The following is a 21,890-nucleotide window of genomic DNA, read 5'->3' as shown; positions in this document are numbered from 1 at the left end:
AAACGCGCTTAGCGGGTTGCCGCCAAGTCGCCCGAGCTTACGCCTGCATCGTTGGGCAGATCAGTATGCTTGGAGAATTCGATCCGGGCGATGGAGCGTGCGTGCACTTCATCAGGACCATCGGCGAGGCGCAATGTGCGTTGATGCGCGTAAGCACTGGCGAGACCGAAGTCGTTCGACACACCGCCGCCGCCATGGGCCTGGATCGCATCATCAATGATCGACAGCGCCATATTTGGTGCCTGAACCTTGATCATCGCAATTTCTTGCTTGGCAGATTTGTTGCCGACCTTGTCCATCATGTCGGCAGCCTTGAGGCACAGCAGACGTGTCATTTCGATATCGATGCGGGCACGGGCAACGCGCTCTTCCCAGACCGAATGCTTGTAGATCGGCTTTCCGAAGGCTTCGCGGGCTTGAAGGCGTTTGCACATCTTCTCCAGGGCTTCTTCGGCGACACCGATGGTGCGCATGCAGTGGTGGATGCGGCCAGGGCCGAGGCGGCCTTGTGCGATCTCGAACCCGCGCCCTTCGCCAAGCAGCAAGTTCGAAGCCGGAACGCGGACGTCCTTTAGTTCGACTTCCATATGGCCGTGCGGTGCATCGTCATAACCAAACACTGGCAAGTGACGGATGATGTTCACGCCCGGCGCGTCCATCGGAACGATGACCTGCGACTGCTGCTGGTGGCGTTTCGCTTCGAAATTGGTCTTGCCCATGGTGATCGCGACTTTGCAGCGCGGATCGCCAAGCCCCGAAGACCACCATTTACGGCCGTTGATCACGTAATCGTCGCCATCACGGTCGATGCGGGTTTCGATGTTGGTCGCATCCGAAGAGGCAACGGCTGGTTCGGTCATCAGGAAGGCTGAGCGGATTTCGCCGTTCATTAGCGGGGTTAACCACTGATCTTTCTGCTCACGGGTGCCATAACGGTGGAACACTTCCATATTCCCGGTGTCTGGCGCGGAGCAATTAAACACTTCGCTAGACCAGCCGATGCGGCCCATTTCTTCTGCGCACAGAGCATATTCGAGGTTGGTCAGGCCGGGGCCTTCGAACTCGTAGCTGTCATCGACATGGCTCAGCTGACCCTGCGGCGGCATAAACAGGTTCCAAATGCCTTGGGCCTTGGCCTTCACCTTCATGTCTTCGATGATCTGGATAACTTTCCAGCGCTCACCCTCATTATCTTGGTCGATATAGGTTTGGACATTCGGGCGAATATTCGCCTCGATAAAGTCGCGAACGCGGTCGCGCCAATGGGTCTGCCGGTCGGTAAGATCAAAATCCATGGAGTATATCCTTTTTACGAGTCGATAATTGCTTAGGAGTTTGCGGGAGTGTCGTCGACATCCCCGAATACGGTTTTTGCGGCAAGTGCGGCAACGCGTGCCTCATGCTCGGCGCGGTCGATGGGGAAGCGGTTCATGAACCATGCTGAGACAACGCCAAGTACGACGATTGCGATGCAATATTGCAAGATCATACTGTCGATTACGGGTTCTGCTACTTCGCCCGGAACTGCCTGTTCCGGTAGGCCCGCGATGGCGACAATCAAACCGGTCAAGAAGATGCCGATGCCGGTCGCGCATTTCTGGATGAACCAATAGCCTGAATAGAAGGAGCCTTCTGCGCGACGCTCGGTCCGCTCCTCGAACGCTTCAACGATTTCGGCAACCATTGATGAGGCTGAAATCATCACCATCACACCGAATGTGTTGCTGAGGAGCAGGAAGCCGAGAACCAACGCCGATGACATCGTACTGCCGATTTCAGGCCACAAGCCTGCCCAGTAAAATCCGTATGGGATCAGATAAATCACCATCGATATCAGTGTCGCCACGGCAGCCACTTTGGGCTTGCCCCATTTCTTGTGAGCCGGACCAAGCGTGATAAATGTCAAAACGACGCTGAGAAACAATACGATCGGATAGAACGCAAAGACGGCTTCGGAGAACTGCCAGATATACAGATACAGATAGTTCGACAGCGCGAAGGTCATGCCCTGACTTACATATGCGCCTAGGGCGCCGCCAGCGAGGATCAAGAATGAGCGTTCGGACAGCGCTTGGATAATTTCCGAGAATGCTACGCGCAGCTTGAACGGCGGGGGCTTGTCCTTCGGCAGGCGCGCTACACGGCTGTGCTGTCCCAGTGCTGAACCGATCACTGAAATGAAGATCACCGCAGCGCCGAAATAGCCGTAGATCGCGTAGCCTTCCGGCTCCAGCAGGCGGCCAGCGAGGAATACCTGATATGCAAGAAACAGCATGATCAAGCCGCCCGTCCACCCTGACAGGAAGCGGTAACGGAACAGAGTGGTGCGCTCGTCATAATCGCTGGTCAGTTCGGGAACGAGCGAAGTCGAAGGAACCTCGCAAGCTGACAGCAACAACCGCACGACGACCGCCAGTCCTAGCAAGCCAAAGAAAGTCGGTTCGCCGCCTATTGGTGGCTGCCACATGACCACCCATGCAATAGCGAGTGGGAGCGGCGCAGCATACAGCCAAGGTAACCTGCGGCCCCAGCGTGTGTATGTCCGGTCGGAAAGGTTGCCGAGCAACGGATCGATAAACGCGTCGATAATCAGCGCCAGTGCCAACGCCAGGCTAACAAGGGCGGCGTCCATACCCAGCACTTGGTTGTAGAAAATCAGCAGAAAGACGGAGAAACCATTATCCTTGATCCCGAACGCAACCGCGCCAAAGCCATGAAATAGCTTGATCCTTTGCGGAAGCGGTGTGTGTCCGGAAAGTGCGGTCATGCTTGGTCAGCCTCCGCCAATGCGCGTAACGCTTCAAACATATCAGGTTCGGTATCGTCCCACGAATATTTCGGGCCGATTGTGATTCCGCCATCGACCACGATTGAGGTTCCATTGACAAAGGACGCGTCTTCGCTGGCCAAATATGCCATCGCATTGGCTATGTCCTCTGACTGCCCGCCGCGGGCCACGGGCTGTGCACCAGCGGACATATGCGCGATCATCGCTTTGCCCACTTCTTCTTTTTCCTCGCTCAGTTCGAGCGCAGAGGTGAAGATGTTGGTGTTGATAAAGCCTGGTTGAACCGCATTCACACGAATTTGATGCTTGGCCAAATCGGCCGCTGCCATCTTCGTAAGGTGCAGCACGCCGGCCTTGGCCACGGCGTAGGCATTGGGTGAGTAGCCCGGGCCAACCGCCGCCACGCTGGATGTGTTAATGATCGACGCGCCAGAACGCCCTTTCATATGCGGTACGGCATAGCGGATACCGAAGGCAACCGAGCGCAAAAGCAGATCCATCGTCAGATCCCAGCCCTCAGGCTCGATCTCGTCAATCGGTGCGCCATCACCGCCTGCACCGGCATTGTTGAACACAATGTCGATCCCGCCGGTTTCCGCCGCGGCGCGGTCCATAAGCGCTTTGATGTCTTCGGTTGAGGTCACGTCACAGCGCTGGAACGTAATCTTCCCATTGGATCCGGCGGCCAATTCGGCACCACCTGCTTCATCAATATCTGCAGCGAAAACATGCGCGCCTTCTGCGGCAAGCAGCAGCACCGAAGCCTTGCCAATTCCTGATGCTGCACCTGTGACGACGGCGGTTTTGCCGGAGAATCGCATATACCTCTCCCAAGGTTTTTCTTTGCAACCAACTTAGGCGAGGGAGGCGGCGCGTCAACGCTACTCTACCTGACGCTACGGCATTGTATGCTTTGGGCGGGCTCATCATTTCGGTGCTTGCGACCCTCCCCCTTTTGCCCTTAACGTAAACGGCAATCGGACGAGGTTTTTTACCTCGCTAGAAGCGAATCGAGAGGAACAAAATGGCCGATCTGGATACTTTCCGCGCAGAAACACGGAGTTGGCTGGAGGCAAATTGCCCCGCTGAAATGCGCACACCACCGCGCGACGAGGACGATACCTATTGGGGTGGTCGCAACGCTGAATTTACCAGCGACGCGCAAAAGGCGTGGTTCGAAGCCTGTGTTGAAAAGGGCTACACGGTTCCGGCATGGCCGAAAGAATATGGCGGCGCCGGATTGAACGCCGCAGAAGCGAAAATACTTCGTCAGGAAATGGCAGCCATCAATGCCCGTTCGCCCTTGTCGAGTTTCGGCATTTGGATGCTCGGCCCCGCACTTCTGAAATTCGGCACCGAAGAGCAGAAACTGCATTATCTCAACCAGATTGCTCGCGGTGAAATCCGCTGGTGTCAGGGTTATTCGGAGCCGGGGTCGGGTTCGGACCTCGTTTCGATGCAAACATTCGGCGAGGACAAAGGCGATCACTGGGAAGTGAACGGCCAGAAAATCTGGACGTCCTATGCCGACAAAGCTGATTGGATTTTCTGCCTCGTCCGCACGGATAAGAATGACAAATACCAAGGCATCACGTTCATGCTGTTCGACATGGCCAGCGAAGGTGTGTCGACCAAGCCGATCCTGCTCATCAGCGGCAACAGTCCGTTTTGCGAGACGTTCTTTGACAATGTGAAAGTGCCGAAGGATCAGTTTGTCGGTGAAGTAAATCGCGGCTGGGACGTCGCGAAATATCTGCTCGGCCACGAGCGCGAGATGATCTCGGGTGCTGGCGGAGGCGGCCTAACGTCTGCAATTGGCGCGGCGATGACTCGCCACGCTGCAAAGAATGGGGATGAGCTTGACCCTGTGCTGCGCGGTGAGCTGGCGATGTTCGATGTGGACGCGTTGGCCTATGCGGCAATGGGGGAGAAGTTCCTCGACGAAATGAAGAACGGCAAAGGTCATCCGGCGCAGCCCAATATGATGAAATATGTCGGGACCGAGCTGAACAAGCGTCGTCACGAATTGATGATGTCGGCCGGCGGTTCGCGCAGTCTCGAGTGGGACAGCGACGAGACCAAAGGCGGCAAGCCATCGCGCAACTGGCTGCGCACAAAAGCCAACTCGATCGAAGGCGGTACCAGCGAAGTGATGCTGAACGTCGTTTCCAAACGCATCCTCGATCTGCCGGGAGCTTGATCCATGCCTTTATTCCATGATGAAGATCAGACAATGCTGGCCGACACCGCAGCCCAATTTATGGCTGAGGAAGGCGCGATCAATAAACAGCTACGCCATTGGCGCGACCGCGATTGCCCGGACGGTTTTGGGCACGCTTTGTGGAAGCAGTTCGCTGAAATGGGCTTCACCGGTATTCTTGTTGGCGAAGAAGATGGCGGCATGGGTATGGGCAATGTCGAGGCGGGAATCGTCCTTGAGCAGATTGGCCGCAACCTCACGCCGTCCCCTTTCCTGGCCAGCTCTGTCCTAGCAGCAACGGCTCTGAACGAAGGCAGCGCGGATATGCGTGGCCGCTATATGCCCGGGCTGATTTCAGGCGACAGCGTGTTTGCCGTTGCGATTGATGAAAGCGCTAAGCACCGTCCGGAGCGGATCAGAACCAAGGCCGAGAAATCGGGCAATGGTTTCAAACTCTCGGGTCAGAAGAGTTTCGTGATTCAAGGCGCGAGTGCCGACATGATTGTCGTCGCTGCGCGGACATCGGGCAGCGATGACGATGAAGACGGCATCACCCTGTTTGCTGTACCGAAAGATGCAGCAGGCATGGAGCATGACTCGGTTCGTTTGGTCGATAGCTCGATGGCAACGCACACCAAGTTCGACGGCGTAGAGTTGGATGGCGATGCAGTAATTGGCGAAGTCGATGGCGGTCGCGAGATACTCAACAAAGTCCTCAATGCAGGCCGCATCGGTTCGGCAGCAGAGGGTTGCGGCGTTGCCGGTGCAGCGATGGATATGACCGTCGATTACCTCAAGCAGCGCAAGCAATTCGGTAAGCTGATTGGTGAATTCCAAGCGCTCCAACACCGCGCCGCGCATCTTTATTCCGAAGTTGAAATTGCTCGTGCAGTGACGATCAAGGCCGGACAATTGCTCGATGGCGGCAGCGAGAAAGCCGATCTGATGGTCTCCGTCGCCAAAGCGAAAGCTGGCCAAACCGCTGGCCTTTCGGTGCGCGAAGGCGTGCAAATGCATGGCGGCATCGGCATGACCGACGAATATGACATCGGCCTCTATATGAAGCGCGACCGGGCTCTCAACGAGTTCCTCGGCGATGCCTATTACCACGCAGACCGCGTTGCGCGGCTCAGCGGCTACTAAGGAACAGCGATATGATGAATTTGAAAGATCTCTTCGGTCTCGAAGGCAAAGTGGCGCTGGTCACCGGCGGTTCGCGCGGTATCGGTAAAATGATCGTTGAGGGTTTGCTTGAGGCAGGCTGCGCGAAAATCTACATCGTTGCGCGCAAGAAAGAGCAGGTTGATGCCACAGCTGAGGAGCTTGGCGACAAGGTGATCGGCCTGGTTGGTGACCTCTCACAGATTGACGGCATTCAAGCGCTGGCTGACGAATTGGCGAGCCGCGAAGACAAGCTCGATCTGCTGGTCAACAATGCGGGCGCCGCTTGGGGCCAACCGTTCAAGGACTTCACCGAAGCCGGTTGGGACCGGACGATGGACCTCAACGTCAAAACTCCGTTCTTCCTGACGCAAAAACTGCACGGCTTGCTCAAAGCCGCTGGTACGCCTGAGCGCCCAGCCAAGGTTCTGATGATCGCGTCGATCGACGGGATGAAGAGCAATCCGTGGCCAACCTACCCCTACCAAGCGTCAAAGGCTGGTCTGATCCACCTGACCCGCCGGATGGCGGCGGAATTGGTCGGCGACAATATCATCGTCAACGGCATCGGCCCCGGCGCTTTCCCGAGCGAAATGAACAAAGCTGCCCGCGACCAGGAAGAAATGGTCAAACGCGGCATCCCCTCGCGCCGCGTGGGCGTGACCGAGGATATGGCAGCAGGCGCAATCTACCTGCTCAGCCGTGCGGGCGATTACGTAGTCGGCACGACAATCCCTATTGATGGCGGCGTGGTAAACGCAAATATCGGCGCAGGAAACTTCGTCGATCCATCGGGCCAATAAGTTCTTCAAGAGCTAGATGAGGAGGGGCTGCCAGAGCGATCCGGCGGCCCTTTTTCCTGCGCAAACCCTACACGATGGAACACATGGAACAGGGTCCAAGGGGAGAAAAAGGCGGACAAAGGTTACACCGTGTAACTTTCGCGGCTTGAGCAATAATTCAATGATGTCAGATATATGATCTAAGTCAGAGCAGGCGGACGGACAGGAAGCAGCGGCTTACTCTTCGGGATGTGGAGATTTGGGAGTTGGTGTTGCACGAATTGCAGCGAAATTTTTTCGCAAATTGTGATCGATTCTAACGACGATGTGAAAGAGCTGGTTCGGATCTAACGCAAAGGCACGGTGTAGGAAAATCGGATTGCTTGCCTTTGGTTGGAAAGCAAACATGCAAAATCCTCAGTTTGCGACGACAAATGGGCCGTAAGCGGACTTTCTGCTTTCGGTACTATGGTGAGAAGATGCCGCCTAATCGCTTGGCGCGAAATATTGTCTCTCGCGCTTCTGCACGGATGCAAACAATTGGTCGATGAGTGCGGTATTCCGCCCTTGTGTTACGGGAGTTTGACATCGTTTTCCCAAGCTGAGCGCCTTTGTCACAAAGTGCGTGCCCACCACGTCCATGGCATACCGGCGAGCAGCGCACACCATATTTAGGGTGGTCAATTATCCCGGTTTCGTCGACGATCGTGCGGCGGCCGGTATGGAGGCGTGAATATATGATTGAAAATATCTCACTTTCCAGAACCGTAAAGGTCATTGGCGCGGCTATTGCCCTGCAACTGGCGTTTTGGCTCTTATTTGTGCCGCATTTTGTCGAGCCTGAAATTGATCGACCGGAGTTTGTTGGCGTCGATGGTTTTGCTGTTGCCGAAATAGAAGCGCTGGAGATGACGGATATAAGGGCAGCGACCTTCACAGAGCACCCGCCGGGGTACACGGTGTCCAAGTCGGGTTATTTCGCTGTGCGGACAACTTTCACGCTCGAAAGCATTCCGAAAGGAGGGCTTGCCCTGCTCGATAATAGCGGCGGTGATAACAGTCGCCATTTCGTCAATGGTGCGTTGGTCCATGCTCCAGGATCAATGGCGATCGGGGAGCTAACCTATCATTCGCTTCAAGAGGGTATCGTGCACATATCGCCCGGCAATCTCAGGAACGGCCAGAACACCATCACCAGTGTCTATGCCGTAGGTCTGCCGCGTGATGTTGTTCTGCTCCCACCCATTCTTGGCGAATATCGAGCAACTTCCGAGGCGTTCGGCTGGAAGGCATTTTTGCTGACCGATTATCGATCAATCACGGCCGCGATGACGTTTGTTGTGACCGTATTCGCCGGTTTGGCGGCCGTTCGCGCTCGCCGACGCGACTTACCGCTATGGTTGTTTCTGGCAGCCGCGAGCTGGACCGCTCACAGTGTATTTTTCCAGTGGGCAGCAATGCCGATACACGGTGCGGCCCGCGGCTTTCTTTATGCCTTGGTGACAATGTTTCTTCCGCTTGCCTGGGCCAATTTTGCAGATGCGTGGTCTCGAAAGCGAGTGATGTGGTTTCGTTGGGCCGCTTGGTTTGTCTTCGTGGTCGGGGCCACATGGTCTGGCTACTTGCTCGCGACCGGCGCGGAAAGCGGAAGCTTCGGCGAAGTCCAAACGATCGTCGAATGGGTGGGCTTCATCCTGACGTCCGCAACCGTCCTTCGTTTGATCGGACATTTTTTTACAGACAGGTCAGAACAGCGTTATTGGGAAGCCGCGCTGCTTATCCTGCTTGCCTCGCTCATGGCCTTTTACCTCTACGCTCTCGCTACAGAGGGGCTGAACAAACCTTATCTCGCACTGACCCAGCCGTTAATCCTGCTCGGGCTGGCCGGGGCTTTCTTCTCGCGTAACTTTCAGCTCTTCCAGTCCAGGGATCAACTCAATGCAGAGTTGGAGACGCGGTTGGACGTACGCACGGCTGAGCTGGAAGAGGCGCACGATCGAGAAAAAGAGCTGCTGCAGAAAAAGGCACACGATGACGAACGGCGACGGATCATGCGCGACATGCATGACGGGATGGGATCCAATCTCATGTCCATTCTGCTCGCTGCTCGCCGCGGCAAATCGGAGCCCGAAACGGTCGCGCGCGGATTACAGACCGTAATCGACGAAATGCGGTTGATGATCGACTCAATGGACTCAGTTGGCGAGTCGCTCGGATCGGCGCTCGTCCTTTTCCGTGAACGAGCGCAATCGCGCGTTACCGATGCTGGCTTTGAATTCGAGTGGCATGACAATGCGGATGGAAGGCTACCTCAATTGTCTCCGCGCACTGCGCTTCAGGTGTTTCGTATATTGCAAGAAGCGATCACCAATGCTCTCAAGCATAGCGACGGAAATAAAATTGACGTGACCGTGACACCGGAAACGATCCACGTGTCCGACAATGGCAGTTCTTTTGTCGGGCCTCGTTCGGGCGGTCGAGGGCTAGAAAATATGGCCGCAAGGGCGCAATCCATTGGCGGGAAATTCGGGATTTCCCATACAGGTGGCGCTACCGTGGCAACGATAGATCTACCCGATAGCGATTAGAACCATCTCCATGGCATATCGGAAAGAGATAACGGTCGATACTCCGCAGCCGAAAAGGGCTATCCTCATGAATGACGAGACTCAGAAGAAAACGTACAGGATAGCGTTACTCGATGACGATCCGGCGATTCGCGAACACTTCACCGAGATTGTTACCTCCGGTCCTGATTACGATTTATGCGGCAGCGCGCCGAACATAGCACGCGCACGCGATCTTGTTGTCCGCAAGAACCCCGATCTAGTTTTGGTCGATGTCGGCCTGCCAGATGGCAGCGGGATCGATTTCATTCCGTTCGTAAAGCAGCAATGCGATGCGAAGGTCTTGATGGTGACGAGCTTTGGTGACCGTGAAACTGTGGTCAGCGCGATCAATGCCGGTGCGGATGGCTATTTATTGAAGGATAGTACGCCGGAAGCGATTTTGGACGGGATCGCAGCAACCCTTGAGGGCGGTGCACCAATTAGTCCCTCAGCAGCAATTTACTTGCTCGAAAAACTCAAGGGCCAAGGCCTACTGACCGCACCGAAAGATTATCCGGATGCAGGCCCGCTGACGACTCGCGAGATCGAGCTGCTCGAACTTTTTGCCAAGGGTCAAAGCTACAAAGAAGCGGCGAGGGGATTGGGAATATCGCCATTGACGGTCGGAAATCACGTAAAATCGATATACCGGAAACTGGCCGTTCATTCGCGCGGCGAGGCCGTTTACGAGGCGGTAAAAAGTGGGCAGCTGACGATCGACTAGTTGAGCTGCTCTTCTGCGCCCGACTGCCATTTCCATGGCATGCCGAGTATTTTGCGCGCTTGTTAGCCTTACCCCAACGCACGTTAGCCTTGGGATACCCGATATGAAACATTTTTACCGCAAGCCTTTGTCACGATCTGCCTTGTTAGGCGCAGCAGCCCTGCTCATCGGCGCACCTTCGATGACCCAACCATCTCTCGCTGCCAGCGGGCCTTTCGACCAGATTAAGGAGCGGCTACCGAAAGTACCCAAGGTTTCCGCACCAAGTTCGACGACAACTTCGCAAAGGAGTGCGCCGACGTCGCGCCCAAGCAATACGCGAGCGGATCGCGAGGCGGCGAAACCCGTTGATGAGACGCTTACCGAGATACTCAGCTTCATGCTCGACATCAGTGCGCTGATCCGGGCTGAGGACGGTGCGTGGGACGAAGCGAAGCAAGATGTGAGCGCCTATCGGACGAGAATGGACACTCTGGTGACGCCTGATCTGATTGCCCGCGCCAACAACCTCTCGACGCGTCCTACGCAGCGTTTGTTGAAAAAGGCCGAAGATAGAGCGACGAGCATGGCTGCGCGGATCAGCGAAGTGAATGTAGATCGTACTCTTGCGGCGTCGCGCCCTGCGACAATGTTCTCTCGCTACGGGGTTCCGCTTTCACATAGGGAGAAGCTGCTCCAACTCCAGCGGCTATATCCGGAGAGCACCGCGATCCGTGAGGCCAATCAAACAGCAACTGGCGTGCTGGCACAGCTCGGCACGTTCGATCAGGTCGAGCAGCAGGCAGAGGCCAATCTGGCCGCCAAGATTGCAGCAACACGAATGTATCCTGCAGTTCGTAGAAGTGCGGCTCAAGAACGGGACTTCACGCGCGCTTTTTGGGGAAGCCCATGGCAGAAGAAATATCGCGGTAGCAAAACGCTGAAAATTAACCTGACATCGCGCAGTTGGAGTGTGCAGCATCACCCCGTTTCGGGACGTCCGGTAACTCGCGACCAAGGTGCTAGTCTGGCGTTCCAGACGCCCGACGGGAAATGCTATATGGATCAGGGTCTGTACGAGCAGAAATATGCTGGTGGCGGCTGGGGCGGAACCTATTACCGTTCTGGTGATACCAGCGAGATGCTGTGCGAGAATGTTCCGCGGTAAACTTTCATTTCTCTCTCCGGCCCATCGATCTCCCCTTCAAACTTGTGATCGATCACCGGCTTCAAGGTGGGGCCACCAATTGCGGTTGGCCCCACCCTTTTATGCTTAAACGCTGGCACCGGAACGCAGTAGTCAGGTTTTGAACTACTCGGCCGGTACAAGTCCGGCTTGTTCTGCGCATTTATTCAACGCTTCGTTTGCGGGACCTTCAGCGATATCTTCAAATTCAGTGCCTGTCCGGCCAATCGCTAAGGTTTCGACCACGCATTCACATAGCTCCTTGGCTTTGTCGTCGGGGGCTCCTTGCGTCATGGCTTCAAGTCTGCATTGGGTTTTGGCCTGCCTCTTTTCGCTTTCTGTCATGACTGCCTCCTGCTCCTCGGCGTTGGCAGACAGTTCTTCCCTGCTTTCCGATGCGCCACCGCCGCAAGCTGTCAGTGATAGAGCGGCGATACTTATGGCAAGTGACGTGATGTTCTTCATGGATTGGCCTCCCGTTGATCTGACGACCGAGTAGTCGCTGTGGAGGGATGTTATGGGCTGCCATCGCGATGCGCCGCACCATGCCTATGGCATCATAGACGTGGCATACCGGACCAAACGGCGATACGGCATCCCATCCTTCAAACGTCAATCCGACTTTGAGGGATCATCCGATGTCAAATTTCTCCAAACAGCAGCTCTTGCATTCAACCGCCATCGTTGGGGCGGGTCTGATCTTGATGACAGGCTCGCAAGAAGCGCTTGCAATCACTGGATCGTCAACCACATTTACCGCTTCAAGTTCCGGGGGGAACTGTAACCTCACTGGGCAAATTACCGCGACCGGCACGACGATTGATGTACTTCCAGATCAAGATTTAGTCGCACTTTCAATTCGTCGGCCTGGCGCAAATTACACCTCTGCAAATTCTCAGATCACGGTTGGGCAAACAGCAACTGTTCCAATAACAGTTACCGTACCGACAGTTGGGCTATCTAGAGATCGGTATACTTATGTAGTGTTTGACCCAACTGCAACGACCCCAGGATCAAGCCGAGAAGTCGGAACAGTTCCTCGCAGTGCGTTTCTCAATGGTGGTGCCGCTTGTCGGAGCGTCGTCGAAAACACTGCTCCGTTTGTCAATGCAGGTCCTGATCGGATCATTTCCGAGGGTAGCAATGTGGTTTTGAATGGCGGGGCTGTTGACAACGAGGGCGATCCGATGACATTTTCGTGGTTGCAGCTGTCTGGCCCTTCGGTGACATTGAACAATCCCACGAGCTTGGGGCCGAGCTTTGTTGCGCCCAGCAAAACAAATTCTGCTCAAGTTTTCCAGTTTGAGCTCGTTGCCAACGATGGATTGGAGGACTCAGCCAGGGGTACTCTGTCGAGTACCGTTACATTTACCCTGTCAGCAAACATTGGCCCGACAGCTGATGCTGGTACGGATGCCAACGTAGGTGGTGGTGCAATCGTTGCGCTTGATGGCAGTAGCTCAGTCGACGGCGACGGTGACGCGATCAGCTACCAATGGAGCCAAACCAGCGGTCCAGTTGTGACCTTGAACGGTGCTAACTCCGCAAACCCAACCTTCACAGCTCCTGCGATTGCCTCATCCAATCAGGTTCTATCGTTCAACCTTGTCGTGGACGACGGCCTTACGAGTTCTGCGCCCGACACCGTCGAGATTACAATCCCGTCCAATGCGCCGCCAATCGTCAATGCCGGACCCGATTTGGCTATCAGTGGCGGTGCAAATGTCACAATCAATGGCGCTGCCAGTGATCCCGAGAACGATCCTCTAACCTATCAGTGGACGCAAACCGGCGGGCCTTCTGTTACGCTCAACGACGCCACGACACTGACGCCGAGCTTCACCGCTCCTGCCAAGACCGCCGCCACGCAGACCCTCACTTTCAGCCTGGTTGCCAATGATGGCACGACCAACTCTACGCCAGACACCGTGGAATACACGATTCTCGGCAATGTTGGCCCAACTGCCAATGCCGGCTCGGACCAAATGCCGGTCGGTGGAAGCACCGTGATGCTGAGCGGGATCGACTCGATTGATGGTGACGGTGACAATTTGACCTATCAGTGGACGCAAACTGCTGGCCCGAGTGTGACTTTGTCCGACCCGACTTCGTCCAACCCGACATTTACAGCGCCCTCCAGCGCGGCGGCCAACCAGCTGCTGACTTTCAGCCTCGTCGTTAATGACGGCTTTGTCAGCTCTGCGCCCGACACCGTGGACATTACCATTCCATCAAACGCGTCGCCTACCGCGGACGCGGGAAATGATGTGACATTCCCTGGTGGCAGTTTGGTAACGCTTGAAGGGACTGCAACGGATCCGGAAAATGACCCGCTAACCTATCAGTGGACTCAAGTTTCTGGACCGACAGTCACGCTGAACAATGACACTACGCTCAACCCCAGTTTTACCGCCCCGCCAAAAGCAGCCGCTGATCAGATTCTGACTTTCAGCCTTGTTGCGAATGACGGCACCACAAGTTCTGCACCTGACACTGTTGACGTGACGATCCCGGCAAACCTTCCCGAGGATGCCGATGCAGGCGCCGATCAAACGGTAAACGCAGGCTCCTTGGTAGCTCTCGACGCCAGCGGCTCGACCGACGGAGATGGCGATCCTTTGACATATGCCTGGTCACAGACTGGCGGCCCGACAGTTACGCTGTCCGATCCAAATAGTGCGACGCCGACATTCACCGCGCCGAGTGCCACGACCACGAGCCAGACCCTTACATTTTCCGTAACAGTCAGCGACGGCATCGGTCGGCCCGATGTCGACGACGTAGTCATTACAGTGGAACCGAACAGTCCGCCTATAGCTGATGCCGGTGCCGACCAAGGCCCTATCAATAGCGGAGACACGGTTACGCTCAACGGGGCAGCATCAAGCGATCCGGATGGTGATCCACTGACTTATGTATGGACTCAGGTTTCAGGTACACCCGTGTCATTGACCGGGGGCAACAGCGCCTCCCCAACATTCGTTGCGCCCTTGGTCAATGGCAACGAAGACCTGGTCTTCGAATTGATCGTGAATGATGAGACTGTCGATTCTCCGCCAGACAGAGTGGTGATCGCGGTTCGGGCAATCGGCTCAGTTACGATCGTCCAACGCGTTGTTGGCGATGACACTACCGTGGCGTTCACTTCCAACATACCCACATTGAACACCAACGTGAGCACATCGGGCGGAACAGGGATTGTATCAGCAGCATCTGTCGCAGCCGGAAATTATACATTCTCGGTCCAAGATCTGACAGCGCAAGGATATGCACTGACCGGGCTGAGCTGTAACGACAGCGATAGTACTGTGAGCATAGCCAACGGTTCGGTAGCGCTGGCGCTGTCGCCCAATGAAGATCTCGTATGCTCGGTTACACTCGCTGACACGCGCAGTGCTGCCTCGGCCGCGATCCGCGATTTCCTCTCCGGACGCAACGCGCTGCTTTTGTCGAACCAGCCCAATTTGCAGCGCCGCATTGACCGTTTGCAACGCGGACCCGCTGTTGGTGGCTCGGCATCGGTCGCTGGCATCGGCATACCGGGCAGCGGTGGCCTGCCTTTCGCAATGCAGGCGGTCGGAGGGGCGGTGCGTGCCAATACCAGTCTGGCAATGACCGCGAGCTCTACCGGTGATGTAAATCGTGAGCGCAAGCTCGATATTTGGGCCGATGTGACCTACGCCAATGTCACACTGGGGCAGAATGAAGGCAGCTTCCTGATAGGCTACCTTGGACTGGACTACCTCGTCGGCTCCGATGTCTTGGTTGGCGCGCTGGTCCAGATCGACGAGTTTAACCGCGATGGCGGTGTCGGAGCCGCTGGATCGGTCGAGGGTAATGGCTGGATGGCCGGGCCTTATGTCACCGCCAAACTCTCACCGCGGCTTTATGCCGACGCGCGCGTTGCCTACGGCAAGTCGGACAACTCGATTTCTCCATTGGGAACATTCGTCGACGGCTTCGATACTGAACGGCTGCTGTTCAGCGGCACACTCGTCGGCGACGTTGATCTGGGAGAGAAAGCGACATTGTGGCCCGAGCTGTCGGTTCGCTATATCCGCGAGGAGCAGGAGACCTATGTCGACAGTCTCAACGTGACGATACCAGGGCAAAGCCTTGACCAAGGCGAAATAGCGTTCAGTCCGCGCTTCGACTACCGGATCGATACAGAAAGCGGCTGGAACATCCGCCCTTATACCGAGTTCGAAGGCATCCTGACTTTCGGCGCAACTGCCAACACTGTCGTTGATAACGGCCTGCGCGGCAGGGCAACCGCCGGGATCGATGCCGGATCGCCCGATGGAGTGAGGCTCAACCTGACCGGCTTCTACGATGGTATCGGCGAAAGCAATTTCGAGGCTGCCGGTGTAAGCGTCGGAATATCGTTCCGGTTCTAACGTGTATCCTTGGGCAACCTCCCGGCTGAAGAGTGGCTGCCAAAGTTTACCGATGAGGACTGCTCGGTCGAGAGGTGGAGATGAACGTCCGCTAAATACGGCTAGGAACTGGCAATCTACGGCTAAAACTGGGACGCAAAGCAGACATGCCAAAAATTGACCGAAGCATTCGCAATTGAGTCGCAAGCGAGAGCGCCGCTCTCACCCCTACCCCATCAACTCCCGCACAAACGGGATTAGTCCTGTTTGCCTAGTCCGCTTCCTGCGTTCAGCGTGCAATATCTCCCGCACCTTCACAAAGCATTCGTCGACGTCGTCATTGATCACGACATAGTCATATTCAGCCCAGTGGCTGATTTCGCCTTTGGCGCGGTCCATGCGGTCGTCGATTACGGCGGCGCTGTCTTGTGCGCGGCTTTCAAGGCGGCGGCGGAGTTCGGGTAGGCTGGGGGGCAGCAGGAATACGCTGACCACGTCTTGCTGGTCTTTTTGGTAGAGCTGCTGCGTGCCTTGCCAGTCGATATCGAACAGGAAATCCTGCCCTTCCTTCAATCCCTTGCGGATATAGCCCTTGGGCGTGCCATAGCGATGGTTGAAGACATGCGCCCATTCGTAGAAATCGTCCTTCTCGATCATCGCATCGAATTCTGCATCGTCGACGAAGTGGTAATCAATCCCGTCCATCTCGCCCGGGCGAGGCGGGCGTGTGGTGACCGAGACGGAGAGCTTGATCTCCTCATCCGCAGTCAGCAGCATTTGCGACATGGTGGTCTTTCCCGCGCCCGATGGCGAGGAAAGGATGAAGAGCATACCTCTGCGTTCAAGGTCCGGGCGCTCAAGAGCATTCTGGTTGGCCATGCCTGCTCATGGGGCAGAGGGGGTTAAAGAATCAAGAGCAGTAGGCGATGCACGCCCAAGAATTCGCGCTTGCTCAGCTGTCTTCTGCCTTTTGGAGCAGTTTGCGATCCGCTTCGCGTTTGGCTTTGCGCTTTTTGCCGCCGCGATCAAACAACGCCTTCGCCAGCATGCCTCCGGTAATCAGAGCTGCGCCAGGCACAGATTTGGTCGCCAGTTTGGCGGCCACCAATGATGCGGCTTTGTATTTGACTCCGCGGCTTTGGATAATCGCATCAGCGTCTTCTATGCCGTAGCGGCCCTTGAGCATTCTTTTCTGGACGAAATCACTGATAAGATAGGAGCCCGCTTTCACGGCAATACCCGCCATTAACAAATTGGCCGTGGGCACATCGCTGGGGCCAGGAACGTTCGCTTCCGGGTTTTCCGGTTCCAGTTCTGGAGTATCGGCGGTTTCGTTAGCGATGGTGTTGATCCTTGCGGGTGCTGGCCTTGTGAGGGTGGGGCTCCGCCGGAAAGGCGCAGCGTGATTAGTTCTTCTTGCCGAAATCGACTGTAACGACGTTGGAGCCGTCTTCGGTATTAACGACTGGCGTGTCATCGCGTTCCGAGCCGTCATTTTCTGCATCATCATGCGGTTCTGGCGCCATATCGGCGACGGTCGCCTGGAATTGCAGGCCGAAATCGACCGCAGGATCAACGAATGCTGTGATCGCGGAGAATGGAATATCCAGCTTTGACGGCACGGCATTGAAGCTGAGGCCCACAGTGAAGCCTTCCTCATCGACGCCCAAATCCCAGAACTTGTTCTGCAGCACGATGGTCATTTCATCGGGGAAACGCTCGCGTAAAGCCTGCGGAATATCGACGCCTTCAGCCCCGGTTTTGAATGTGATGTAGAAGTGGTGATTGCCCGGCAGTTCGCTGCCATTGTCGATAATCTGACCCAAAACACGGCCAACAACGGCGCGCAGGGCCTCCTGCACAATGTCGTCATAAGGGATCAGGCTATCGGGCGTTTCGTCAGTCATATCGGCTTGTTAGGTGGCGACGGGATTGCGTGCGGTCAAGCGCGAAAGCTTGCGTCGCCCCCAACCAAATGTATAGCGCGGCGTATGCGCACTGGCCGAATTGAACGAAACACCACCGAAACCAAGATTCTTGTCGAGGTCAATCTCGACGGGACAGGCACCTATGATGTGTCCACCGGGATCGGATTTCTGGACCATATGGTCGAGCAATTCAGCCGCCATTCGCTGATCGATGTGACAATGAAAGTCGATGGCGATTTGCATGTCGACCAACACCATACGACCGAAGACAGCGCGCTGGCGTTGGGTCAAGCATTGGTTGAGGCAATGGGCGATAAGGCCGGCATTGGCCGCTATGGCACCGCCTATTCGCCGATGGACGAGACATTGGCACGGGTTTCGCTTGATATCTCGGGCCGGCCATACTTGGTGTGGAAGGCTGGTTTCAGTCAGGAAAAGCTGGGCGAGTGGGATACCGAGCTGATCGAACACTGGTTCCATTCGGTATCGCAAACAGCGGGTATCACGCTGCATGTCGAACTGCTTTACGGCACCAATAATCACCATATTTGCGAAGCGATCTATAAAGGTTTCGCCCGCGCGATGCGCTCCGGTGTGGAGCTGGACCCGCGCAAAGGTGGTGCGATTCCTAGTACTAAGGGGCAACTCGGTGGGTGAAGTAGTCGCGCTGATTGATTACGGCGCGGGCAATCTCCATTCGGTTCACAATGCGCTAAAAGCGGTCGGGGCAGAAGGTGTCGCGATTACCGCTGATCCTGATGTCGTGCGCGCTGCGGATCGTATTGTGCTTCCAGGTGTCGGCTCGTTCAAAGCCTGCGCGGAGGGCCTGTCGGGTATTGATGGATTGACCGAAGCGATGACCGAACGGGTGCAGGTAGGCGCTGCGCCGTTTCTGGGCATTTGCGTGGGCATGCAATTGCTCGCCACGCAAGGGCTGGAGCATGGTGTCACGCCAGGTCTTGGATGGGTGTCCGGAGAAGTCCGCGCGATCGAAGTCACAGATCCGGCAATCAAAGTTCCGCATATGGGGTGGAACGACGTCGCCTTATCTCATCACGCGCCCGAAGCCGGTTTGATCGAAGATGGAGAGGCTTATTTCCTCCACTCCTATCACTTTGCGGTCGATAATCCTGCGCATATTGCTGCGATGACCGACCATGGCGGCGGTTTGGTCGCAGCGGTGGCGCGCGATACAATTGTCGGCGTACAATTTCACCCTGAGAAAAGTCAGGCCTATGGTCTCGGTTTGCTAAAGAGGTTTTTGGCGTGGCGCCCCTAACCCGACCCTTCCCGTCATCCCCGCGAAAGCGGGGATCCAGTGTAACAGAGCACCAAGCCACTCTGGGTTCCCGCTTTCGCGGGAATGGCGAAGTGGTTAGGGAGTGCGCATGATAGTTTTCCCAGCAATTGACCTGAAACAAGGCCAAGTCGTGCGACTTGCCGAGGGCGATATGGATCGCGCGACTGTTTATGGCGATGACCCTGCGGCACAAGCGATGTTGTTCGCCGAGGCAGGCGCAGAGCATTTGCATGTTGTCGATCTCGACGGATCATTTGCTGGCAGTGCGCAGAATCGCGAAGCGGTAGAGGCAATTGTCGCAGCGTTTCCGGGTTATGTGCAGCTCGGCGGTGGTATCCGCACGCGTGCCGATGTTGAAGGCTGGTTCGATGCTGGTGTCGCGCGGATCGTGATTGGCACGGCAGCGCTCAAAGATCCTGAATTCGTCAAGGAAATGGCCCGCGAATTTGAAGGCGGCATTGTCGTTGCGGTCGATGCGCGCGACGGGATGGTCGCGACCGACGGTTGGGCCGAAGTTTCCGATGTGCGGATCGAAGACATGGCGCGGCGGTTCGAGGATGCGGGCGTTGCCAGTCTCCTCTTCACCGATATCGGGCGCGACGGAATGCTCAAAGGTTGCAATATCGATGCGACGGTAGAGTTGGCACAGCGCACCGATTTGCCGGTAATTGCGAGCGGCGGTGTAAAGGGCCTCGACGACATTCACATCCTGTCGATGCAAGCGCATTTGGGAATTGAAGGCGTGATTACCGGACGTGCGCTCTATGATGGCCGATTGGACTTGGGCGCGGCGATAGCGATGGGTGCGCGGGTGTGAAATATGTAGTTGCTCTATTCGTCGGGCTAGCGGTGACCGTCGTTTTGTCGGTGTTAGCAACCGGTAGCGGTTATGACGGAGCAACTGCTGGAGTCGGGTTCATGTTTCTTGCATCGATCATGATGCTTGGTCGAAAATCGGCGGATCGAATCCAATCGCCGTTCATTCTCGCAGGCGTTGCTTGCGTCGTGTCCATCGCAGTTACCATTCTTTTGTATCGGCTGTGAGTACATGACCGTTCGTATCCGCGTTATCCCCTGCCTCGACGTCGCCGACGGGCGCGTTGTCAAAGGCGTGAACTTCGTCGATCTGCGCGACGCTGGTGATCCGGTTGAACAGGCGCAGGCCTATGATGCCGCGGGCGCGGACGAGCTGTGTTTCCTCGATATCTCTGCCACGCATGAAGGGCGCGGGACGTTGCTCGATGTGGTGAAACGCACGGCAGAGGTGTGCTTTATGCCGCTGACAGTTGGTGGCGGGGTCGCATCGGTCGAGGATGCGCGGGCGCTTCTGCTCGCGGGCGCGGACAAGGTTGCGATCAATAGCGCTGCAGTAAAACGACCCGAAGTCGTCTCGGAGATTGCCGCGCGCTTCGGCAGTCAATGCGTTGTGGCTTCCGTCGATGCGCGGAAATCTGCAAGCGGTTGGGAAATCTTCACCCATGGCGGGCGCAAACCGACCGGAATCGACGCGATCGAGCACGCAAAACGCTTAGCCGAACTCGGCGCAGGGGAGCTGCTTGTCACCTCCATGGATGGCGACGGGACCAAAGCGGGCTACGATCTCGATCTTACCCGCACCATCGCCGATTCTGTCGGAATCCCGGTGATCGCCAGCGGCGGCGTAGGAAACCTTGATCACCTCGTTGAAGGCGTAACGCGAGGTCACGCCAGCGCGGTCCTCGCCGCGTCGATCTTCCATTTCGGCGAACACACAATTGCCGAGGCGCATCAAGCACTTCGCGCTGCCGGATTGCCTGCCAGAGCCTAGTTCCGCTCGCCGTTAAGACTTTCCCGAAACGCAGTACCAAAACGGGACTGCGCATTTACCGCGCTTGAGGAATCGCCGGAAATCGGGCTTTCCATTTCTCGTGTTGAAGTCTCCTTTCTACATAATGCTCGCTGTGGTGGCGAGCCCCGCATATGCCTCAGGCGGCACACAGGTACCCGAGCCTAGCAATCTGGCCCTTTTTGGCCTTGGTCTGACTGGACTGATTGTGGGCCGCCTGATGGCAAAGCGGAAAAATCAAAAATCTGACGACTGATTGACCCGCAAAGTGCGACACGCCATTGAGCGTGCATGCACACGCTCACACGTCTCGAACACACTATCGCAAATCGCAAAGAGGCCGATCCGGACTCAAGCTATGTCGCCAAGCTGAATTCGCTCGGTTTGCCTATCATGGCGCGTAAACTTGGCGAAGAGGCAGTCGAGGCGGTCGTAGCGGCTCTTGGCGAAGAACCGGGCGATTTAGTCGAGGAAGCCGCAGATGTCCTTTTTCACCTGATGGTGCTGCTCTCGGCGAAGGATATTCCGCTGTCCGATGTGATGGCAGAGTTGGACCGACGCGAGGGTGTGTCGGGTCTCGATGAAAAAGCCAGCAGAGGTTCCTGATGCCAATCGACGCAACGCTTCCCTATGATGATCAAAACATCTTCGCGAAGATCCTGCGCGGAGAGATACCCTCGACCAAATTGTACGAGGACGAGTGGGCCTACGCCTTTCCCGACATCAATCCGCAGGCGGAATTGCATGTGCTGGTGATCCCAAAAGGCCCCTATGTCAGCTGGGACGACTTTTCAGCCAAAGCGTCTGATGAGGAGATTGGCGGCTTTATCCGCGCCGTCGGCAAAGTCGCGCGCGAGCATAATCTGGTTGAGCCCGGGTATCGGCTGCTCGCCAATATCGGCGCACATGGCGGGCAGGAAGTACCGCATTTGCATGTTCACCTGTTTGGCGGGCAGATTTTGGGGCCGATGATCGCGCGGTAATCGCGGTTTAGGCACCGTTCGTCGATAGTATTGCGCCACATGCAACAAA

Annotated in this window: 21 protein-coding genes; 14 read left to right on the top strand and 7 right to left on the bottom strand. The window is 56.2% G+C overall.

Annotation, left to right across the window (positions count from 1 at the left end; all coding sequences use genetic code 11):
* Window positions 1-8: 8 nt before the first annotated feature.
* The 3 genes from J9777_RS09190 to J9777_RS09180 are packed head-to-tail and all read right to left on the bottom strand — an operon-like array spanning window position 9 to window position 3,609.
* Window positions 9-1,295, bottom strand: a complete 1,287-nt coding sequence (locus J9777_RS09190) for an acyl-CoA dehydrogenase family protein (protein WP_209348404.1) — start codon at window positions 1,293-1,295, stop codon at window positions 9-11.
* Between the two features lie 32 nt (window positions 1,296-1,327).
* Entirely contained in the window at window positions 1,328-2,767 is a 1,440-nt protein-coding gene (locus J9777_RS09185; RefSeq protein ID WP_209348403.1) for an MFS transporter, read from the bottom strand.
* Window positions 2,764-3,609, bottom strand: coding sequence for an SDR family NAD(P)-dependent oxidoreductase (locus J9777_RS09180; RefSeq protein ID WP_209348402.1), 846 nt, complete (start codon window positions 3,607-3,609; stop codon window positions 2,764-2,766). Before J9777_RS09180 ends, J9777_RS09185 begins: the two co-directional genes overlap by 4 nt.
* Before the next feature lie 203 nt (window positions 3,610-3,812).
* Here J9777_RS09180 and J9777_RS09175 point away from each other — a divergent pair, with 203 nt between their 5' ends.
* The 6 genes from J9777_RS09175 (at window position 3,813) to J9777_RS09150 (ending at window position 11,411) form a co-directional block, all read left to right on the top strand.
* Complete coding sequence (locus J9777_RS09175; RefSeq protein WP_209348401.1) at window positions 3,813-4,988, top strand: acyl-CoA dehydrogenase family protein; 1,176 nt, start codon at window positions 3,813-3,815, stop codon at window positions 4,986-4,988.
* A 3-nt stretch (window positions 4,989-4,991) separates the two neighbouring features.
* Window positions 4,992-6,131 carry an acyl-CoA dehydrogenase gene (locus J9777_RS09170; protein WP_209348400.1) on the top strand — a complete coding sequence of 380 codons (1,140 nt, stop codon included), beginning with the start codon at window positions 4,992-4,994 and terminating at the stop codon, window positions 6,129-6,131.
* Between the two features lie 14 nt (window positions 6,132-6,145).
* Window positions 6,146-6,952 (top strand): SDR family NAD(P)-dependent oxidoreductase, encoded by an 807-nt coding sequence (locus J9777_RS09165; RefSeq protein WP_209348672.1) that lies wholly within the window; start codon window positions 6,146-6,148, stop codon window positions 6,950-6,952.
* Window positions 6,953-7,668: 716 nt separating this feature from the next.
* Complete coding sequence (locus J9777_RS09160; RefSeq protein WP_209348399.1) at window positions 7,669-9,519, top strand: ATP-binding protein; 1,851 nt, start codon at window positions 7,669-7,671, stop codon at window positions 9,517-9,519.
* 67 nt (window positions 9,520-9,586) lie between these two features.
* Window positions 9,587-10,264, top strand: a complete 678-nt coding sequence (locus tag J9777_RS09155) for a response regulator transcription factor (RefSeq protein ID WP_209348398.1) — start codon at window positions 9,587-9,589, stop codon at window positions 10,262-10,264.
* 103 nt (window positions 10,265-10,367) lie between these two features.
* Window positions 10,368-11,411 (top strand): hypothetical protein, encoded by a 1,044-nt coding sequence (locus J9777_RS09150; RefSeq protein WP_209348397.1) that lies wholly within the window; start codon window positions 10,368-10,370, stop codon window positions 11,409-11,411.
* A 144-nt stretch (window positions 11,412-11,555) separates the two neighbouring features.
* Here the strand turns inward: J9777_RS09150 and J9777_RS09145 are convergent, their stop codons facing one another.
* A complete protein-coding gene (locus tag J9777_RS09145; RefSeq protein ID WP_209348396.1) occupies window positions 11,556-11,894 on the bottom strand; it encodes a hypothetical protein in 339 nt (112 codons plus the stop codon).
* A gap of 518 nt (window positions 11,895-12,412) precedes the next feature.
* On the opposite strand from J9777_RS09145, the gene J9777_RS09140 reads away from it, so the two are divergent.
* Window positions 12,413-15,826: an autotransporter domain-containing protein gene (locus J9777_RS09140; RefSeq protein ID WP_209348395.1), complete on the top strand. Its 3,414-nt coding sequence runs from the start codon at window positions 12,413-12,415 to the stop codon at window positions 15,824-15,826.
* A gap of 207 nt (window positions 15,827-16,033) precedes the next feature.
* Here J9777_RS09140 and gmk read toward each other — a convergent pair whose 3' ends face one another.
* The 3 genes from gmk to J9777_RS09125 all read right to left on the bottom strand — a co-directional run bounded on the left by gmk (window position 16,034) and on the right by J9777_RS09125 (window position 17,712).
* Complete coding sequence (gmk, locus tag J9777_RS09135; RefSeq protein WP_209348394.1) at window positions 16,034-16,684, bottom strand: guanylate kinase; 651 nt, start codon at window positions 16,682-16,684, stop codon at window positions 16,034-16,036.
* Between the two features lie 73 nt (window positions 16,685-16,757).
* A complete protein-coding gene (locus J9777_RS09130; protein ID WP_209348393.1) occupies window positions 16,758-17,051 on the bottom strand; it encodes a hypothetical protein in 294 nt (97 codons plus the stop codon).
* A gap of 160 nt (window positions 17,052-17,211) precedes the next feature.
* Window positions 17,212-17,712, bottom strand: a complete 501-nt coding sequence (locus tag J9777_RS09125) for a ClpXP protease specificity-enhancing factor SspB (protein WP_209348392.1) — start codon at window positions 17,710-17,712, stop codon at window positions 17,212-17,214.
* Window positions 17,713-17,796: 84 nt separating this feature from the next.
* Between J9777_RS09125 and hisB the strand changes: the two genes are divergently transcribed.
* The 7 genes from hisB to J9777_RS09090 all read left to right on the top strand — a co-directional run bounded on the left by hisB (window position 17,797) and on the right by J9777_RS09090 (window position 21,841).
* Window positions 17,797-18,390, top strand: a complete 594-nt coding sequence (gene hisB / locus J9777_RS09120) for an imidazoleglycerol-phosphate dehydratase HisB (protein WP_209348391.1) — start codon at window positions 17,797-17,799, stop codon at window positions 18,388-18,390.
* Window positions 18,383-19,012 carry an imidazole glycerol phosphate synthase subunit HisH gene (gene hisH, locus J9777_RS09115; RefSeq protein WP_209348390.1) on the top strand — a complete coding sequence of 210 codons (630 nt, stop codon included), beginning with the start codon at window positions 18,383-18,385 and terminating at the stop codon, window positions 19,010-19,012. The genes hisB and hisH overlap by 8 nt, the downstream gene beginning before the upstream one ends.
* 109 nt (window positions 19,013-19,121) lie before the next feature.
* Complete coding sequence (gene hisA / locus J9777_RS09110) at window positions 19,122-19,850, top strand: 1-(5-phosphoribosyl)-5-[(5-phosphoribosylamino)methylideneamino]imidazole-4-carboxamide isomerase (RefSeq protein ID WP_209348389.1); 729 nt, start codon at window positions 19,122-19,124, stop codon at window positions 19,848-19,850.
* A gap of 231 nt (window positions 19,851-20,081) precedes the next feature.
* Window positions 20,082-20,840 (top strand): imidazole glycerol phosphate synthase subunit HisF, encoded by a 759-nt coding sequence (hisF, locus tag J9777_RS09105; RefSeq protein WP_209348388.1) that lies wholly within the window; start codon window positions 20,082-20,084, stop codon window positions 20,838-20,840.
* A 124-nt stretch (window positions 20,841-20,964) separates the two neighbouring features.
* Window positions 20,965-21,114, top strand: a complete 150-nt coding sequence (locus tag J9777_RS09100; RefSeq protein ID WP_209348671.1) for a PEP-CTERM sorting domain-containing protein — start codon at window positions 20,965-20,967, stop codon at window positions 21,112-21,114.
* Between the two features lie 35 nt (window positions 21,115-21,149).
* The gene (locus tag J9777_RS09095; protein ID WP_209348387.1) at window positions 21,150-21,464 is read left to right on the top strand and encodes a phosphoribosyl-ATP diphosphatase; all 315 of its coding nucleotides are present in this window, start codon (window positions 21,150-21,152) and stop codon (window positions 21,462-21,464) included.
* A complete protein-coding gene (locus J9777_RS09090) occupies window positions 21,464-21,841 on the top strand; it encodes a histidine triad nucleotide-binding protein (RefSeq protein WP_209348386.1) in 378 nt (125 codons plus the stop codon). The genes J9777_RS09095 and J9777_RS09090 overlap by 1 nt, the downstream gene beginning before the upstream one ends.
* Window positions 21,842-21,890 lie beyond the last annotated feature (49 nt).

The sequence above is a fragment of the Pontixanthobacter sp. CEM42 genome, assembly GCF_017812015.1.
GTDB lineage: Bacteria > Pseudomonadota > Alphaproteobacteria > Sphingomonadales > Sphingomonadaceae > Pontixanthobacter.
This window is presented reverse-complemented; position numbering and strand designations above follow the sequence as displayed.